Consider the following 18,124-nt stretch of genomic DNA (forward strand, 5'->3'; position numbering starts at 1 on the left):
TATCGCAATACCCACGCCGGTTTCATCGCGGGCGATGATTTTCCCGGAAACGTGGTCACGCAAAGCCGCTCGCTATAGCATGGGCCCGGACGGCGGCGGGGCTGCAGGTTTACAGGAGAGGCACCAGGGATGAGGACGACAGGCCGCCAGAGCGCGGCACGACAGCGATTGACCGGGCAGGCAGAGCGGGTTTCCGCCAGCTTCAGCGGCTCGGCGGCGCCGCGTACGGCGGCTATGCACAGTGGATTGCCGGCATGATGGACCAGGATCTGCGCAACAAGCTCGCGGGCATCGTCGGTGCAGAAAACCTGCTGCCGGGTGAGGTCGTGCGCGCCCGACCGCCCGCCTGGAATACGCACCAGCCGTGTCTGGCGCATACCGTTGTACTGCCGGCCAGTACAGGCGAAGTTGCTGATGTTTTGGCGGCTTGCTACAGCGCACGCCAATCGGTCGTTACCTATGGCGGGGTGACCAACCTTGTGCAGGGCTGCGCTACAACACCTGAAGACCTGGTTCTCGACCTGGCCCGGATGAATGCCATCGAAGAAATCGATACTACGGCGCTCACCATGACGGCCCAGGCGGGACTGATCCTGCGAAACGCACAGGAAGCGGCCGATGCCGAAGGCCTGATCTATCCGGTTGATATCGGGGCGCGCGACAACTGCACTCTGGGCGGGAACGTGTCAACCAATGCGGGCGGCAGCAAAGTAATTCGCTACGGTATGACGCGCGACTCTGTACTGGGCATCGAGGCTGTATTGGCAGACGGTACCGTCTTGTCATCGATGAATCGGTACATCAAGAACAATTCCGGCTTTGATCTCAAGCACTTGTTTATTGGTACAGAAGGCGTACTTGGCGTCGTCACGCGTGTGGTCATGCGTCTGGCCAACAAACCACAATCCCACAATGTCGCATTGTTGGCCTGCAACAGCTACGACGATACGGTCCGTGTGTTGAACGAAGTACGCGCACGGCTTGGCTCGGCGCTGTGCGGTTTCGAAGTCATGTGGAACAGTTTTTACGAGCACGTCGTCCAGCCTAAAGGGCAACAAGCGGCAATGATTGCACCAGGGCAGTATTGCTACGTTCTGATCGAGGCCATGGGCAGTAACCCGGATTTTGATGACGATGTTTTTGCCGCAACGATGGAGGCTTTGTTCACCAGCGGCAGCGTCAGTGACGGGGTGCTGGCGAAATCCGGTCAGGAACGGGAGGCGATGTGGGCGGTGCGTCACGATGTGGAATGGATCGTGAGCGGCGCGCAGAACTTTGATATCAGTCTGCGCATTTCTGACGTGGGTAATTACGTCGAATCGCTGACCAGGGAGTTAGGCAATGCGCTGCCAACTGCGCACGTCGTGGCATTCGGACACTTGGGCGACAACAATCTGCATATTTCAGTGGTGGGTGAGTACAGTGCGAGTGAGCGTGACGTCGTAGAGCACCATGTTTATCACTTGCTTAAACCGTACTCAGGCGCGATTTCGGCGGAACACGGCATCGGTCTCGAAAAGCGTGGTTGGCTGCCGTTGTCGCGATCCAGCAATGAAATCGCGACGATGCGCGCCCTGAAACGCACGCTTGATCCGCGCAATTTGCTGAACCCGGGAAAAGTCGTCGGCACGCCCTGAGCAACGATTGCAATTCACTGCATGGTGTCCGATGCCAGTGCCGCGAGCCGCGGCCATCGGCAATCCACGGCATTTGAGTACCGGTGCGGACTATGCGCTACTTGTCGGTTGGCGGTGTATTCGCGCCGTGTCTCCGCGGCAGCGGTGCCGCTGCATTTGCCCCACCATAATCGGGCCTTATACTCGCGCTAACTGCAAAATAACAATCGACGGACCACCATCAATGGTACCGGTCGTGATCAAGGTGACTACATGAGGAATCAGATCGTTGTCGTATGCGTATTGGCTTGCGTGTTTCCCGGATTTGCTATGGCGCAGCAGACGTTACTGCTTGAAGACCCGGACATTTCCGCAACGCAGCTTGCGTTTGTTTACGCGGGGGATATTTGGGTCAGTCAGCGCGATGGCTCGCAACCGCGACGACTTACCTCTGATCCGGCCAGTGAATACGGGCCTGTCTTCTCCCCGGATGGCACGAAGATAGAGTACGGCTCCGGCTACAGCGGTCTTTTCCGCGGCAGCTCCGGCTGGAAGGGTTACCGTGGTGGCACCACGCCCGCGATCCAGATCATGGATTTGGCCCGTGACACCGTAACCACCGTGGACGGTGCGAACGGGACCAAATTCAATTCGATATGGCTCGGTGAGGAACGGCATTTGTTGTCTGACCGGGATCAAGGGCAGTTCAATGTCTATCACTACAATCAGGCAACAACGGGCTCCGCTTATTTCAACCGGCTGTTTTTGCCCAGCTCGATTAAGACGCCATGATTATCGACGAGCGTGCGAACGGTGGCGGTCAGGCCGCAAACTACATCACCGATGTGCTCAGTCGACAGCACTTGGCTGGCTGGAAAGACCGCGATGGGCTGGTATGCAATACGCCGGCCGGTGCCGTACATGGCCCTAAGGTCATGCTCATTGATCAAAATGCGGGGTCGGGCGGCGACTTCTTGCCGTATTCGTTTCGCCAGCTGGGGATCGGTAAATTGATCGGTACCCGAACCCGGGGTGGATTGATCGGCATTTCCACGAACCCCGGCCTGATGGACGGAGGTTCGACAGTTGTGCCGTATTTCCGTTTCTACGATGCTGATCATCGCTGGAGTGTCGAGAACCAGGGCGTGGCACCCGATATCGAAGTCGCACAGGACCCGATCGAGAACAATCGCGGACGCGATACGCAGCTGGCGCATGCGATTGATGAAATCTTGCGGCAGTTGGACGACTTCCGGGATCCGATACCGGATGTGGCGCCGGCGTACCCGACGGAGCTCGGTCAGTGACTTACGCCGCGAGTTGCTGGATCCGGGGCCGACGGGCAGTGCTTGGCCTGGCCACTCTCTGCGTGTGTGCATTGGTCGCCTGCAGCCAGGAGCCCGCGCCTGCGATAGCGCCAACCCTTGATACGGTGCTGGCCGGTGGGCTTGTGTTCACTGGCGACGACAGCGAACCAGTCCTGGCTGATGTCGGCATAGTGGGTGATCGCATCGTTGCCATCGGTGATCTTCGCGAGCGAGCTGCACTACAGCGTATCGATCTCGGTGGCCTGGCTGTTGCGCCGGGTTTCATCGATATCCACAGCCATGCGGTGCGTGGCAACGCCAATGACGGCATATTTCGCTGGCCCGATGCGGAAAATCTGATTCGGCAGGGCGTCACGACCGCCATCGGCGGGCCGGATGGCAGTTCGCCGCTGCCGATCACGGCAACGTTCGACGCGCTGCGCGAACAACCCGCATCGGTCAACTTCGGCACCTTCGTCGGTCACGGTTCTGTTCGGGCATTGGTCGTCGGTGAAGATGATCGTGTCCCGACCACGCAGGAGCTGGAGGCAATGCGCCAACAAGTGGCTGCCGCGATGCAGGAGGGGGCGTTCGGTCTTTCATCTGGCTTGATTTACGCACCTGGCCGGTTCGCCGCTACGGAAGAAGTAGTTGAGCTTGCCAAAGTAGCCGCGGACTATGGCGGGATCTACATCAGCCATATGCGGGAGGAAGGGCTCGATGTACTGAAGAGCGTTGCCGAGACGATACGCATAGGTGAGGAAGGCGGCCTGCCAACCCAGATTACCCACCACAAAATTGTCGGCGCGCCGATGTGGGGTAAGTCGACAGAAACTTTGCGGCTTGTAGATGAGGCTGTTGAGCGGGGAGTAGACGTAAGTATTGATCAGTACCCGTACACGGCATCGTCGACCAGCCTGACTATCCTGTTCCCCGGCTGGAGCCTGGACGGCGGCCGCGATGCCCTGCTGCAACGTATACGTGATCCTGCGCAACACGAAGAGCTGCGCAAGGAAATTGTGTACCGCATCGAAGTTGATCGCGGCGGCAACGATCCGGCAAACGTGGTCCTTGCCAATTGCTCGTTCGACCGCTCACTCAATGGCTTGAATTTGTCACAGATTCTGCAAAGCCGCGAGATCGCGGTAGCGAAAGATGCCGCAGCTGAGTTGCTGATGGAACTCGTAGTGGCGGGCAATTGCAGCGCGGTTTTTCATGCAATTGATGAAGCGGATGTGCGCAATATCATGCGCCACCCACGGACAATGATTGCATCGGACGGCGGGGTTGAGGATCCATCCGAGCGAGTGCCTCACCCACGAAATTACGGCAGTTTCGCACGAGTGCTGGGGCATTACGTGCGTGAACAAGGTGTGTTGCCTTTGCATACTGCCGTGCACAAGATGACCCGCTTGCCCGCCGATCGGCTGGGGCTCGATGATCGCGGCCGTATCAGTGTCGACGCGATTGCGGATATCGTCGTGTTCGATCCTGCGACGGTCATCGATCACTCCACGTTCGCCGAGCCACATCAGTATGCGGAAGGAATGCATTACGTGTTTGTCGCAGGAACCGCGGTTCTGGAAAGGGGTTCGATGACCGGCGCACGACCGGGTCGCCTGTTGAGATCCGGCGACTACAGAAATCGCTAAAACGACGCAAGCGAGCAAACACGCAGGTACAATTTCACCCCAGAGTCAGGTGAATGGCTTGCCTGACAGCAAAAGGACAGAAAGGCAGATGCGGATAGAACGGGAACACACTCTCGGTCGTGACGAGGCGCGTAAGCGCGTGGAGCGTCTGGCCACGAGTCTTAAGGGGCAGTTCGATCTCGAGTCCCGTTGGGAAGGGGATCAGCTCCGGGTATCCGGTCGAGGTCTGAGTGGGGCTTTGTCCGTTGGCGATGACCGCGTTAATCTGGATTTGCAATTGGGTCTCGCGTTGAGCTTCATGGAGTCATCCATCCGCTCGGCCATAGAGAGCGAGATGGACAAGCAACTGGCGTAGCGCAATACGTCCTCTTTCCGGCAAGGAATTGAGTCTATGACAACTATCGTCATCGTTGGTGGAGGCCATGCTGCCGGGCAGGCAGCGGCCAGTCTGCGGCAAAAAGGTCATGACGGTCGGCTACTGATCGTGGCCGACGAGCCGTACATTCCGTATCAGCGCCCGCCATTGTCGAAGGGCTATTTGTCCGGTAAAGACGAACTGCAACACTTGTACGTACGTCAAGCTGCGTTCTATGAAAAGCAGGCCATTGAAGTTCGCACCAATGCTCATGTCGACGAGATCGATGCGGCAAAGAAAACGCTGAGGATCGGCCAGGAACAGTGTGCCTACGATCATCTGTTGCTGTGTACCGGCGCACGACCCCGCATCTTGCAGGCGCCAGGTTCCGATCTGGCTGGTATTCATTACCTGCGGACAGTGGCTGATGTCGATCGAATTCGCTCCGAGATGGTGACAGCCAACAGGGTCTGTGTTGTTGGTGGTGGATACATTGGGCTTGAAGTCGCGGCCGTTGCGATCGCGGCAGGTAAAAAGGTTTGTGTGCTGGAAGCCGGCGATCGGGTGTTGCAGCGTGTTGCTTCGCCGGAATTGAGCCGTTTTTACGCTGACATGCACAAGAGTCATGGCGTTGAGATACGCACGAACTGCCAGGTCACTGGATTCGCTGGCGACACCGGTGTTCGGGAAGTGCAGTGTGGCAACGATACGATCAAGACTGACCTCGTAATCATTGGTGTCGGCGTGGTGCCCAACGTTGAGTTGGCAGAGCAGGCGGGCCTGGCCTGCGACAATGGAATCGTCGTTGATGAACGGTGCCGCACCTCAAGCCCCGACATCTACGCCGCGGGTGATTGCACCAACCACCCGAATCCCCAATTGGGCCGACGATTGCGGCTCGAGTCTGTGCCGAATGCCATGGACCAGGCCCGGGTCGCCGCAACCAACATGCTTGGCGGTGACGATATCCATGACTCCGTGCCGTGGTTCTGGAGCGATCAATACGATGTGAAGTTGCAAATGGTCGGCTTCTCGGCTGATGGTGATCGCCAGATCCTGCGCGGCGATATGGCCGGACACAAGTTCGCGATTTTTCATCTTCGGGATGACACCGTTGTCGCGGTCGATGCAATTAATGAACCGCGGGAATTTATGGCGGGTAAGAAACTGTTTGGGAAGCGGGTTGATGCGACTCGGCTTGCAGACCTTGATGTCGAAACCAAGTCATTGCTGGACTGATCGTGTTATGGCGGTCAGGTTTTCGGGCTGCCGAGGCGTACGATGGCAAACCTGACCATTGCAGAACCACAACAATCAGAGATTCAGATTGGTACGAGTTGAGCGTCATGATTGTCGTCTACAACTGGCAAAGAAGTTGGAATGCCGTGCGCAAGCTCTGAACTGGCGATGAGTTGTGATCAGCAAGCCCAGTGCCTTGGAATGAAACCTGTGATCGCGGTGTCCGTGCAAGGAACTTGCCGATCACGAGGGACAGGGCAGTACTCCGCCCGGTGAATTGGGGGCCTTACTTGAGTAAGAACGATGAGGTTATGCGAACTGCGCAGTGCTACGAAGAAGCGAGTGCCTGGATCGCAAGACTGGACAAAGGCCTTTCAGCTGCCGATTTCTGTAGCCTGCGAGAATGGCTGGCGGTCGACGGTAAGAATCGGACGGTTTTGCTGGAGCTGGCTTGCCTTTGGGACAGGATGAGTGTGCTCTCGAGGTATCCTCAGGGATTGTTCGATTCAGACGATGAAAACAACAGCGTGACAGGGCTGAAGGCAGACTGATAACTGTCCAGCAACTTGCTTAAACGTCTCTGAGTTCAATAGATCACGACCAACTTCTTTCGAAGGGTCGTAGAAGTCGCCCGACAAGGCTTTCGCGCTTATCTTGATATAGCCTGCCAACACAAACGACCTGCCGCATAGTTTTGCCCATTCCACGACTTTTCCGGATTCTGCTTCAGGAGCGTTGAGCCGGTTACTGGATATGCTTGCGCCTCTCCACAGGTCTGCCGCGATGAAGCGGGCCGAGTACACGAGCGTCTTCCACCCCTGTCGCTGCGGCCAAAAAAAAGATTGGCGGATAAAACAATGCCGTTCGTCTACCCGTTAGCCGTGCAGCTTGACGTGCCCTTATGCGGTGCAAGCTTTGTGGTACGGCGGCTTACGGCGAGAACGAGCAATCAAATTGCAGTGCCAGAAACGCGTGCAGCGTGCCAATAAAGTATTGACGCGGCTGGCGTTGATCGCGTGATGGTCACAGGACTGATAGTAACGCGCGCACGATGTAAGCGGCATGTTGAAGGCGGAACAGAAAGGCCGTCGTCGAACGAGCGGAACAGATTTTATCAGCACGGCAATGCAGCGTGCTATCAGGGTTTGGGGGGTTGACAGCTTGTTCCGGGATACCTCTCGGAACTTAACGGGGAAGACATGAAATTCAAGAATCGTGACGCAAGACTGATTGTAGTGCTGGCGGCCATAGTCAGCACAAGTATCGGCGCGCAAGAGTCGCAAGACGCTGAGGAAGCAGCTCTGGAAAACATCGTCGTTACGGGTACACGACTGGCCAGATCTGGCTACGATACGCCTACGCCGGTTACGGTGCTGGGTGCGGAACAGATGGAGGCAGACGCACCACAGAATGTTGCCGACATCGTCAATCAACTGCCTTCAGTTGTCGGCAGCATGACGCCGAACACGGCGAATCTCCAGATTTCATCGGGCCGCGCTGGTATCAATGGTATAAACCTGCGCAGTCTGGGTCAGTCGAGAACGCTGGTGCTGTTGAATGGTCGGCGTTTGCCCGGCGCGAGCAACGATGGTGTTGTCGATATCAATACCGTCCCTCAGTCATTGATTGAACGTGTGGAGGTGGTAACCGGTGGTGCTTCGGCTGTCTACGGCTCGGACGCGGTGTCTGGCGTCATCAACTTCATCATGGATACCGATTACGTGGGTATCAAGGCTGATCTCTCAGGTGGTATGACAACCTATGGAGACGACGATACCTTGCGCGCAACACTGACTGCGGGTACCGAGTTGTTCGATGGTCGCGGTCACTTTATTGCCAGCGTTGATTTGGCTGACAGAGAAGGAATTTTTGGTGTGCCACGGTCCTGGAATAACGGTGGCAACTTCTCGATGTTTAATCCGGACTACACGCCCACGGGTGGTCAACCAGAGATTTTGCGCTTGTCTCAGGTTGGCCTCAGTACCGCATTGGGCAACGGCATCATTACGAACACGGCGTTACGCGGTACCGCGTTCGGTCCGGGCGGGATGCCTTACCAGTTCCAGTTCGGGTCTGTGCTTCGGGATCCGTGGATGCAAGGTGGTGATTGGGCGGACGCACAAGCTAACGACAAAGTCACGCTGACGCCAATGGAGAAGAGACAAAGTTTGTTCACCCGCTTTTCGTACCAGTTCAACGACAACGTTGAAGGTTACCTTGAGTACAGCAACTCCGAATATGATGCCCGCGGCTGGTGTTGTTCGCAGTTCAATGTTGCCAATATCAGTATTCAGGCGGACAACGCGTTCATCCCGGAGACGGTAGCAACGCAGATGGCAACCCTTGGGATCACGGAGTTCCGCCTCGGTAGCATGAACGGCGATCTCAATCCGATTGAAAGCAGCAACAATCGTGGTGCGGAACGTTACAGTGCAGGTTTGGCTGGCTCGTTTGACATGGCGGGCTCAAACTGGAGTTATGACTTATACGCTCAGCACGGTGTGACCAACACGACTGAATTCGCCAGGACGACGAACCGGGACCATTTCGCCATGGCACTGGACGCCGTATTTGATCCGGCAACCGGCCAGATTGTCTGTCGTTCGACGTTGACGGACCCGAACAACGGATGCAAGCCGTACAACCCGATGGGTGTCGGCGTCAATTCGCAAGCGACCGTCGACTACCTCTACCGGGGCACCGGCACAGAAGGCGTGCTGTATGGACCGAAGCGAGAGCAGAAGCTGACTCAGAAGGTCTATGCGATTTCTGTTCAGGGTGCACCGTTTTCAGTGCCGGCCGGTGATGTTTCCTTGGCATTTGGTTTTGAGCACAGAAGCGAAGAGATCAGCGGTGTTGCGGACTCCATTTCTGCGAATGCAGGCTGGTTCAACGGTAACTACAAGCCGATGTTCGGTAAGTACACCGTGAATGAGGCGTATTTCGAGACGATAGTGCCGATCATCGAAAACCGCCTGGAGTTCAATGGTGCCGTGCGGGCAACGGACTACAGCACATCGGGCAATGTGACGACGTGGAAAGCGGGCGTTACGTTCAGTCCGGTTGATGACATTCGTTTCCGCACCACATTGTCTCGTGATATTCGTGCCCCGGGCCTTGGCGAACTGTTCGAAGGGGGTGGGGCGCAAACGAATTCTGTTTCGGATCCGTTTAACAACAATGAAACTGTTCAGTTTCTCGGCATCATTTCCGGTAACCCGGACCTGAAACCAGAGGAAGCTGACACATTTGGTTTTGGTGTGGTTCTGGAGCCTTCGTTCCTGCCGAAGCTAAGAATGTCCGCCGACTATTACGATATCGAAATCTCCGATGCCATCGGTTCAGTTGGTGTGCAGAGCATTGTGAACCGCTGTTTCGAGGGTAATCAAAACTTCTGTGATGCGATAACAAGAGGCATAGGGCCGCTGGGAACGGAAGTGATCACCGAGGTTCGCCGTAATCCGTTCAACTACGTGATAGTGAAGGCGCAAGGTGTTGATCTGGCAGCGAACTATGGTCAGATCGATATGTGGGGTGGCGATTTGTCGTTCAGCGGTATTGCAACTCACTACATCAAAGAAACCTCGGACGATGGCATCACCGAACCGACCAACAGTGTCGGCCAGATTGCCGGAACCAGCCCTCCGGATTGGGTGTTCAGAACCACGGCGATGTTCAATCGGGATGCGTTCACAGCGTCGTTGACCGCGCGCGGCTTCAGTGACGGCGTTTACGACAACAATGCCATTGTTTGCACCAGCGGCTGTCCTGTCTCCACCAGCATCAATCGAACGGTCAATACCAACGACATAGACGGCGCGTTGTATTTTGATCTTTATTCCGCTTACCGCTTCGACCTGGGTGACGCAGATGCCGAGGCGTACTTCGTCATTCGCAATCTCCTCAATGACGATCCCGCGACTATTCACAACGGCCCGAGCGGTGTGAGCCATCAGCTGATTGCGGCCAATCCGGCGCTGTACGATTTGCTCGGCACAGTGTTCAAATTTGGTCTAAGGGTGAACTTCTAGCGGCGTACAAAGGGCGGTCCGCCTTGCTGTCGGCATTACGGCAGCAAGGCATGCCCGACATAACCGTGTCTGTACGTAAGCCTGCGCCGAGTGCCCGGGTTCGGTGGTCAGGAGTCCAGCAAGTGCTGAGAGTGATTTGCCACAGGCGTTGAGAGTCGATACCGGATTTCGAGCGGGAGAGACAAATGTTTGCTAAACAATGTCTGACTGGGTGGGTTCGCCATTGGGCGTCACTGATTCTGTGCACTGTCTTGGCACCGGGATCTGCCTTTGCCCAATCGCCCGGTTTTGATCTGATCATTGCCAATGGTCGTATTCTGGATGGGACTGGCAACGTGGATTTCCCGTCGGACATTGGCATTCGCGGCGATCAGATAGTCAGGATCGGCGATCTTTCAGGTGCATCAGCAAAGCGTGTCATCGATGCCGAGGGCCTGTACGTTGCACCCGGTTTTATCGACCTGCACTCGCATGCCGACAGTGGCTTGATATCGGACGAGATAGAAGGCCGGCGCGCGCACAATCTCGTCAGCCAGGGATTGACCACGGTGGTTGGCGCTGCTGACGGACGGAACCGGCTCTGGCCATTGACTGCGGAATTCGCCGCCTACGAGCGCTTGGGCATCGCGATGAACATGGTGCCCATGGTTGGCCACAGTACTATCCGTCTGCAAGTCATGGGCGATGACTACGAGAGAGAGGCCACTGAGCGGGAAGTGGCGGCGATGAAAGCTCTGCTCCGGGACGGCATGGATGCGGGCGCATGGGGTTTGGGCGCAGGTCTCGAGTATCGGCCGGCACGCTTCAGCTCCGAGCAGGAAGTACTTGAGCTTGCGTCTGTTCTGCCCCGGTACGACGGGTTTTATATCGCCCATCAGCGCAGTGAACCGACGATGCCGATGTGGCAATTGCCGAGCATTGTCGATGGCTGGCCGATCGACGGGCTGCAGGCGCTGGAAGAGACTATCAACATCGCACGTGAAACGGGTGTGCGGGTTGTAGCGAGTCATGTCAAAGCGCGTGGTCGCGCGTCCTGGGGGCGCTCGTCGCACGACATCGCTTTGGCTGATGCTGCGCGTGACGAAGGGCTCGCAGTCTATTTTGATCAGTATGCATATGAAACCAATGGCGGCGGCCCGCAGGTCATGGTGCCGCTGTGGGCTTTCGCACCGCCGGGCTTCGATCGAACGGGTGGCAACGATGATCCACGCCTCAGGCGGTCCGGCGTTTTGGATCAACACCGGCCTAACCTGCGGTCAAACCTCGCCGATCCCGCCACACGCAAACTGATCGAACGGGACATCGAGTGGATAGTGAATCATCAGGGCGGGCCTGATCGGCACATAATCGTCGACCATCCGGACCGTGCACTGCTCGGCAAGACATTGCTGGAAGCCGCGGATGCTCGTGAAGAGTCGTACGTGGATACAATCCTTAACTTTGCACTAAGCGGCTACGAAGACGTGCCGGGTGGATTCTGGATGCGAGGCCATTCCATGCACGAGATGGATGTGCACAACTACATGCGCCAGGAGTACACGGCCACTTCGTCGGATGCGGGCATCATCGACGTGGCGGGGCTGGAAGGGCGGCCGGGGACGCATCCGCGCATGTACGGTGCCTTCGTGCGAAAAATCGCCCACTACGCCAAGGATCGCAAGGTAATTTCATTGCCTTTTGCGATTCGTTCTTCAACAGGTTTGCCCGCGCAAATTATCGGTTTGCGTGACAGGGGGTATCTGCGGGAAGGCTACAAAGCCGATATCGTGGTCTTCGACTATGACCGCATTCGGGACCGCGCAACTGTAATGGAGCGAGACCTGTATGCGGAAGGTATTGAGTACGTACTGGTCAATGGCACCGCGGTACTGGATACAGGCAAACTGACAGGCGCATTGCCCGGGGTCATCGTAAAGCGGACTGGCGATTCAGTTCGTTAATCGTTCGAACGACACTGATCTGCAGGGGCGGTGCGTGATCATCGTCTGATTGCGTTGGTCGCTACATCGCTGGCCCTTTTCACCGGCCCGGCGGTTCCTCTCTCATTGCATTCTTTCCGATCAATCAGGTGCACAATGGCGGGGCATGTCTGGCCCTGCCGTCGCAAGAATGCGCCTGTCGGTAAGGTGCATTCCGGTGATGAATTGCTGGCGATGCCGGTGAGCGCCTCGTTCGTGCTGCAATTTTCCGCTATCAGTCCGGTTTGCCTGCTCTTCGTCCAATCCCTTGCAGGACGGGCTTTATGGCTTTGCATTTGGTCACAGGGAGGCTTCCAATTTGACTGAATGTTTGTTCAATTAAGGTGGACTCGGTGAAACGCAACAGCCATAATGCCGGCTTGGCCACTGTCGGGTTGAACGTATGGACAGAAGACAATTTCTCAGTACCAGCGGTCTGGGAGCGGTCGGCGTCAGTTCGAGCGCTTTCGCGAAATCATCGCCGCGTACATTAACCATGGTCACCTCCTGGCCAGCGGGTTTTCCCGGGCTCGGGACCAGTGCGAACCGCGTCGCAAAGCGTATTGAGGCGGCAAGCGGCGGTGAGCTGATCGTTAAGGTGTTTGCCGCTGGTGAACGGGTGGGGCCGTTCGAGGTATTCGACGCAGTAGCCGGCGGCCAAGCGGATTTGTACCATTCGGCCGATTACTACCAGCAATCCAAATCACCTGCCTACAACTTCTTCACTGCTATTCCTTTCGGCATGACGGCGACGGAATTGGCGGGCTGGCTATTGCACGGCGGAGGTCACGAGTTGTGGGACGAACTCTCGGCTCCATTCAATATCAAGCCGCTACTGTGCACCAATACGGGCGCACAGATGGGCGGCTGGTTCAATCGCGAGATACGCCGAATTGAAGATTTTGACGGGCTCAGAATACGCATGCCGGGACTTGGTGGTACCGCCCTGCAAAAACTGGGCGCAGTCCCGGTAAACCTTGCGGGCGGTGAAATTCGAGGCGCTCTCAAGGACGGCTCTCTGGATGCTGCCGAGTGGGTTGGTCCCTGGAACGATCTTGCCGCCGGCATGCACGAAGTGGCGTCACACTACTACTATCCGGGGTTCCACGAACCCGGCGGTTCGCTTGCATTGGGCGTGAACCTCGATATATGGGACAGTCTGGGCGAGCGCTTGCAGGCGTTACTGCAGGAGGTCACCACCGCGGAGTATATTCGGTCACTTACCGAGTTCAATGTGCAGAATTCGGCGGCACTGACAGTGCTCGACGAACAGCACGGCGTACGGCCGACAACTTTCAACGAAGAAGTCATGAGATCAATCGCGAAGTACGCTGACGAGGCGGTTGCAGAGATCGCTGATCGAAACGCATTGACGCGGAAGGTCTTCGAGAGCTTCAACGCCGCTCGAGCGGATGCGATGCGTTGGGCAGTATTTGGGGAAGATGCCTTTACCGCGGCGAGGCGCAAGCACTATGCGGGCTAGCACGGCGACCAACGTTGCATGGACTGTCTCGGCGGCCCGTGCGCAAGCTGCCCTTGTTGCGTTGCTACTTGTTACAACGTTGATGCTTGCCGCGTGCACTCCGCCGATAGAGGGTGCCGCAAGGGATTGCCATTGGCGAGTCGCGTGGGATCCCTATGAGCCGTACTCGTATTCTGCGGGCAGCGATCTGCCGCTCGGATTCGATATCGACGTTGTAACTGAAGTTGCTGCCAGAGTTGGTTGTACAGTGTCGTTCGAAGAGATGGCGTGGGGCAAGATTCTTGAGGCGCTGGAAAGCGGCGCCGCCGATGTGACGGTCGGCACGGGCTACAAGAACGACCGAGCGGCCTGGTCCTGGTATTCCGAGAGCTATCGTAAGGAAGTCATTGGTCTGCTTGTTAGAAGCGGTACCGTGGCTGATTTTCCGGGTACGACAGTTGACGAGGTGTTGGCGAGCGGACTGGTATTTGGCAAGACCGTTGATGATATGTATGCAGCGCCACTTGAGAGTGCGTTTGCTCGCTATCCGGCGCAGATAAAAGACCGTGTCACTGAGGCAGAGAATCTCCAGCGTTTACTTGAACAGTCCATCGACGGATTCTTGATCGAAGTGAACGTCGCTGCAGCCCTGATTGCACGACTCGATGCAGCAAATGCGGTTGAATTTCACAGAATGAAATTCGATGCAGGTACGTACCGACTGCAGATGAGCAAAAAGACAGTCACTCCGGAGCGGCTGGCTGACGTCAATGCTGCTCTACAAGCGCTGGCGCAATCAGGCTGGCTGGAACGCGGTATCGAGGCCTACGGCATACAGGGTTTAGTCAAAGAATGAAGAGGGCCGAATGAAATTAACTCGCAGGCAGTTTGTTGAACGTGTCGGCAAGATGGGGTTTGGTGCCGCTTTCATTTCCATGCAGGCGTTGGGAATGTTGCCGGCGGAACGTGGCAATCAATCGCTTCCCGAGCTTCAATCTGACTCCGGAAGAGGTAAGTCAGTAGTTGTTCTTGGTGCAGGTGTATCCGGCCTGGCGACGGCGTTCGAGCTATTGCGCGCCGGCTATGAGGTGACCGTTCTGGAAGCCTCCAATCGCTCTGGCGGCAGAAACCGGACGATACGCAAGGGGGATGTCGTTCAGGAGTTGAACGGCGTGACCCAGGCCTGCGAATGGGAGGAGGGACTCTATTTTAACGCCGGTCCGTCGCGGATTTCATCGCAGCATTGGCGCGTGCTCAACTATTGCAGTCAGTTTTCCGTGCCGCTTGAAGTACAGATTACGACCAATCGTGCGGCGCTGTATCACGACGACAAAGCATTCGGTGGCCGTTCCATCGAAAACCGTCAATTGCACTACGACACTCGCGGCTACATTTCCGAACTGCTGAGTAAGTGCATCAATCAAGGCGCGCTGGACCGCGAGTTGACCGACGGCGATAAAGAGACACTGCTGGAGTTTCTGCAGGAGTTCGGTGACCTCACTTCCAGCGGAGACTATGCCGGCTCTACTCGTGCAGGGTATGCACGCCTGCCGTCGGCGGGATTGGATTTTGGTGAGCAGCGCAAGCCGCTGGCCTTTCGGGACTTGTTGGATGCAAAATTCTGGGGCTGGATGTTCAACGAAGACGAGATATTCGGTCATCAGGCGACGATGTTTCAGCCGGTTGGCGGTATGGACAAGCTGGTTACCGCATTTACGGATCGCTTGCCAGTGGGGGTTGTTCAGTCGAATTGCATTGTTGTCGAGATCATCAACAGCGACCACGGTGTTGAGGTTGTCTACCGACAAACAGAGCCTGGCAGTTTGCCGGTCTTCGATACTCCGCAACAGAATATTCCGCACCGTTTCGGCTTCGACCACCTCGGCGAGCGCGCGACATTGAAGGCTGACTACTGCGTTACCACAATTCCGTTTGCTGGCTACAAATATATCGAGAACAACTTTTCGGAACAGAAGAAACAAGCCATCGCCAAAGGCCAACATTACGAGAACTCGGTAAAGACCGCGTGGCAATCGCGACGCTGGTGGGAAGAGGATCTCGGAATATTTGGTGGCGTGACGTACACGACGCGGGACATCGAGCAGATCTGGTACCCAAGCAACGGATTCTTTGAGAAATACGGCACGATTGTCACCAGCTACAACGACGGTGAGGTTGGCCATCAATGGCACATGATGTCGCCGCAAGATCGTGCAGCTGCCGCCCGCGTAAGTACAGAACACGTGCATCCGGGCTACGGCAAAGAGCTGCAGCATCCGATTTCGTTCGCCTGGCGCACAGTGCCGTTCAGCTGGGGCGCCTGGCCTGCGTGGGAGCCCGATGACAGTGATGCCACTACAGCCATGTACGGGCAAATGATTCAGCCGGAGGGTTCGGTCTATTTTGCCGGGGATATTGCCAGCTTGTGGGCCGGCTGGATGGAAGGCGCATTTGCCGCTGCACACTCGGCTGTGGCCATGATCGACGAGAGAACTCGGGGGAGCAAAGCGTGAGCGAGTGGGAGAGCAAGGATCCGGAGGGCGACGAAAAAACCCGGGTATTCAATGACAAAGGCAGTTCGAGGGTTCGCCGGTCGTGGTCTACCCAAACGGATTTTCGTGATGTTCTGGAGGCTCGGCTCGGGCGCAGAGAGTTTGTCGCGGCCGGTCTGGCAGCCACCTTGTTGCCGATGTCCTCGTTGCTGGCCGGTTGCGGCGGTCAGAATGCCGAACTGGATGCCGGCCCTGGCCCGGATCCGGGATCAACTTTGTCGTTCGGCGAAGTGGCTTACGACAAGGCTGCTGAAGACATACTGCCCGATGGCTATTCGCGCCAAATTCTGATCAGTTGGGGCGACCCAATGAAGGCCGGCGGACCGTCGTTTGCCGCCGACAATACGGACGTGGAGACGGCGCTCCAGCAGTTCGGCTACAACAACGATTTCCTCGCCTACCTGCCGATGGATGCAAACCAGAAAGCATCTGAGCACGGGTTGTTGGTGGTCAATCACGAGTACCCGTTGCCATGGTTGATGTGGAGTGGTCTGGACGAAAGCAATGCCGCGGCGACAATGACCAGGGAGCAGGTTGATGTCTCAATGGCCGCAGTAGGCCTTTCAGTGCTTGAGGTTAAACGTGAAGGGAGCGAGTGGCAGTTGGTTACCGACAGCCGTTTTAATCGTCGGCTGTCTGCCTTTACGCCCATGGACATACGCGGCCCGGCACGTGGCCATCCGCGCATGCGTACCAGCGACGACCCGGGCGGCACGACAGTGCTAGGCACGCACGACAACTGCAATGGCGGCGTAACGCCGTGGGGCACGGTGCTGAGTGGTGAAGAGGGCTCGGCTGATTTCTTCAAGGGTAATTACGAGAATACGGAAGACAGCGCACACTTTGCGCGTTATTACTACGATGCACAAAGCGCTACTGGTGATTATGGTTGGGGTCGTTATCACGCACGCTTTGATCTCGAACAGGAACCGAACGAGGCAAATCGTTTCGAGTGGATCGTCGAGGTTGATCCGTTTGAGCCGGACAGGCCGCCTGTCAAACGAACAGCGCTCGGCCGGTTCGCTCACGAGGGTGCGCACACTGTTTTGAACAGCGATGGCAGAGTCGTTGTCTTTATGGGTGACGATTGGGAGTTTGAGTACATCTATCGCTTCGTGACCGACGCGGTTTACGACCCTTCGAATCGAAGCGCAAACCGCCACTTGCTCGACAACGGCACACTGTCCGTCGCGCAACTTGACGAAGACGGCGGATTGCAATGGTTACCCATACGCTTTGGTGAGGGTCCATTGACGGCCGCCAATGGCTTTATGGATCAGGGTGATGTGTTGATTCAAACCCGTCGAGCGGCGGATCTGCTTGGTGCTACACCGATGGATGCACCGGAGGGTTTCGTCAGTGATCCGAAGCGCGGCGTGCTGTTCCTTGCGCTGACCCAGAATCGCGACCGCACGCAGAACCAGGTATCGGCTGCGAATCCGCGTGCCAATAACGAGTTCGGCCATTTGCTGGAGCTGTTCGCGCCGTCCATCGACGGCGGTAAGCACGACTACGCAGCAGATCGCTTCGAGTGGTCGCTCATGCTGCTTTGTGGAGATCGCGCCGAAGCCGCGCCGTTTCACCCGGAGACGGCTGAGCGCAGTCGCTTCACTGATCCGGATAATCTTTCCGTCGACCCAATGGGTCGTCTGTGGGTGTGTTCGGATGATGGCAATGGCACGCGGGATGCGCTGTACGTGATGGAGACGGAAGGTCCGGAACGCAACCTGAGTCGGCGATTCTACATGCCGCCGCTGGAGTCGGAATGTTGCAGCCCGGCATTTACGCCGGACGGCCGCACCTTGTTTCTTGCGGTTCAGCACCCGGGCGAAGAAGCGAGCAGTCTTGAATCAACGGTAACCCGTTGGCCGGAACTGAAGCCCGGCGAGCCACCGCGGCCGTCGGTTATTGTAATTACGCGCGATGATGGCGCGGTTATTGGCAGCTAAAGG

The 18,124-nt window shown here is 56.9% G+C and carries 12 protein-coding genes; all 12 read left to right on the forward strand.

Translation table 11 applies throughout. The features are described from left to right. The first annotated feature begins 254 nt into the window (after positions 1 to 254). The 12 genes from BA177_RS07075 (at position 255) to BA177_RS07135 (ending at position 18,121) form a co-directional block, all read left to right on the forward strand. Positions 255 to 1,637 carry an FAD-binding oxidoreductase gene (locus tag BA177_RS07075; RefSeq protein ID WP_082989941.1) on the forward strand — a complete coding sequence of 461 codons (1,383 nt, stop codon included), beginning with the start codon at positions 255 to 257 and terminating at the stop codon, positions 1,635 to 1,637. A gap of 252 nt (positions 1,638 to 1,889) precedes the next feature. Continuing rightward, the gene (locus tag BA177_RS18885; protein ID WP_231892497.1) at positions 1,890 to 2,408 is read left to right on the forward strand and encodes a hypothetical protein; all 519 of its coding nucleotides are present in this window, start codon (positions 1,890 to 1,892) and stop codon (positions 2,406 to 2,408) included. After that, on the forward strand, positions 2,405 to 2,923 hold the full coding sequence (locus BA177_RS07085; RefSeq protein WP_068614762.1) for a S41 family peptidase: 519 nt from the start codon (positions 2,405 to 2,407) through the stop codon (positions 2,921 to 2,923). Before BA177_RS18885 ends, BA177_RS07085 begins: the two co-directional genes overlap by 4 nt. Then, complete coding sequence (locus tag BA177_RS07090) at positions 2,920 to 4,575, forward strand: N-acyl-D-amino-acid deacylase family protein (RefSeq protein ID WP_197493374.1); 1,656 nt, start codon at positions 2,920 to 2,922, stop codon at positions 4,573 to 4,575. Before BA177_RS07085 ends, BA177_RS07090 begins: the two co-directional genes overlap by 4 nt. 88 nt (positions 4,576 to 4,663) lie before the next feature. Beyond that, on the forward strand, positions 4,664 to 4,930 hold the full coding sequence (locus BA177_RS07095; protein ID WP_068619023.1) for a polyhydroxyalkanoic acid system family protein: 267 nt from the start codon (positions 4,664 to 4,666) through the stop codon (positions 4,928 to 4,930). A gap of 36 nt (positions 4,931 to 4,966) precedes the next feature. Next, positions 4,967 to 6,169 (forward strand): NAD(P)/FAD-dependent oxidoreductase, encoded by a 1,203-nt coding sequence (locus tag BA177_RS07100; RefSeq protein WP_068614764.1) that lies wholly within the window; start codon positions 4,967 to 4,969, stop codon positions 6,167 to 6,169. 1,199 nt (positions 6,170 to 7,368) lie between these two features. After that, on the forward strand, positions 7,369 to 10,200 hold the full coding sequence (locus BA177_RS07110) for a TonB-dependent receptor plug domain-containing protein (protein ID WP_082989943.1): 2,832 nt from the start codon (positions 7,369 to 7,371) through the stop codon (positions 10,198 to 10,200). Positions 10,201 to 10,385: 185 nt separating this feature from the next. Beyond that, entirely contained in the window at positions 10,386 to 12,140 is a 1,755-nt protein-coding gene (locus tag BA177_RS07115) for an N-acyl-D-amino-acid deacylase family protein (protein WP_082989944.1), read from the forward strand. A 421-nt stretch (positions 12,141 to 12,561) separates the two neighbouring features. After that, a complete protein-coding gene (locus BA177_RS07120; protein WP_068614771.1) occupies positions 12,562 to 13,641 on the forward strand; it encodes a TRAP transporter substrate-binding protein in 1,080 nt (359 codons plus the stop codon). Then, the gene (locus BA177_RS07125) at positions 13,631 to 14,476 is read left to right on the forward strand and encodes a substrate-binding periplasmic protein (protein WP_068614774.1); all 846 of its coding nucleotides are present in this window, start codon (positions 13,631 to 13,633) and stop codon (positions 14,474 to 14,476) included. Before BA177_RS07120 ends, BA177_RS07125 begins: the two co-directional genes overlap by 11 nt. A 10-nt stretch (positions 14,477 to 14,486) precedes the next feature. After that, entirely contained in the window at positions 14,487 to 16,133 is a 1,647-nt protein-coding gene (locus BA177_RS07130) for a flavin monoamine oxidase family protein (protein WP_068614777.1), read from the forward strand. Then, the gene (locus BA177_RS07135) at positions 16,130 to 18,121 is read left to right on the forward strand and encodes a PhoX family protein (protein ID WP_082989946.1); all 1,992 of its coding nucleotides are present in this window, start codon (positions 16,130 to 16,132) and stop codon (positions 18,119 to 18,121) included. Before BA177_RS07130 ends, BA177_RS07135 begins: the two co-directional genes overlap by 4 nt. Positions 18,122 to 18,124: the final 3 nt, after the last annotated feature.

This window comes from Woeseia oceani (assembly GCF_001677435.1).
Lineage (GTDB): Bacteria > Pseudomonadota > Gammaproteobacteria > Steroidobacterales > Woeseiaceae > Woeseia > Woeseia oceani.

Coding starts and splice junctions, on each gene's coding strand:
- BA177_RS07075 (WP_082989941.1), top strand. CDS start 255: ATGATGGACCAGGATCTGCGCAACAAGCTCGCGGGCATCGTCGGTGCA.
- BA177_RS18885 (WP_231892497.1), top strand. CDS start 1,890: ATGAGGAATCAGATCGTTGTCGTATGCGTATTGGCTTGCGTGTTTCCC.
- BA177_RS07085 (WP_068614762.1), top strand. CDS start 2,405: ATGATTATCGACGAGCGTGCGAACGGTGGCGGTCAGGCCGCAAACTAC.
- BA177_RS07095 (WP_068619023.1), top strand. CDS start 4,664: ATGCGGATAGAACGGGAACACACTCTCGGTCGTGACGAGGCGCGTAAG.
- BA177_RS07100 (WP_068614764.1), top strand. CDS start 4,967: ATGACAACTATCGTCATCGTTGGTGGAGGCCATGCTGCCGGGCAGGCA.
- BA177_RS07110 (WP_082989943.1), top strand. CDS start 7,369: ATGAAATTCAAGAATCGTGACGCAAGACTGATTGTAGTGCTGGCGGCC.
- BA177_RS07115 (WP_082989944.1), top strand. CDS start 10,386: ATGTTTGCTAAACAATGTCTGACTGGGTGGGTTCGCCATTGGGCGTCA.
- BA177_RS07120 (WP_068614771.1), top strand. CDS start 12,562: ATGGACAGAAGACAATTTCTCAGTACCAGCGGTCTGGGAGCGGTCGGC.
- BA177_RS07125 (WP_068614774.1), top strand. CDS start 13,631: ATGCGGGCTAGCACGGCGACCAACGTTGCATGGACTGTCTCGGCGGCC.
- BA177_RS07130 (WP_068614777.1), top strand. CDS start 14,487: ATGAAATTAACTCGCAGGCAGTTTGTTGAACGTGTCGGCAAGATGGGG.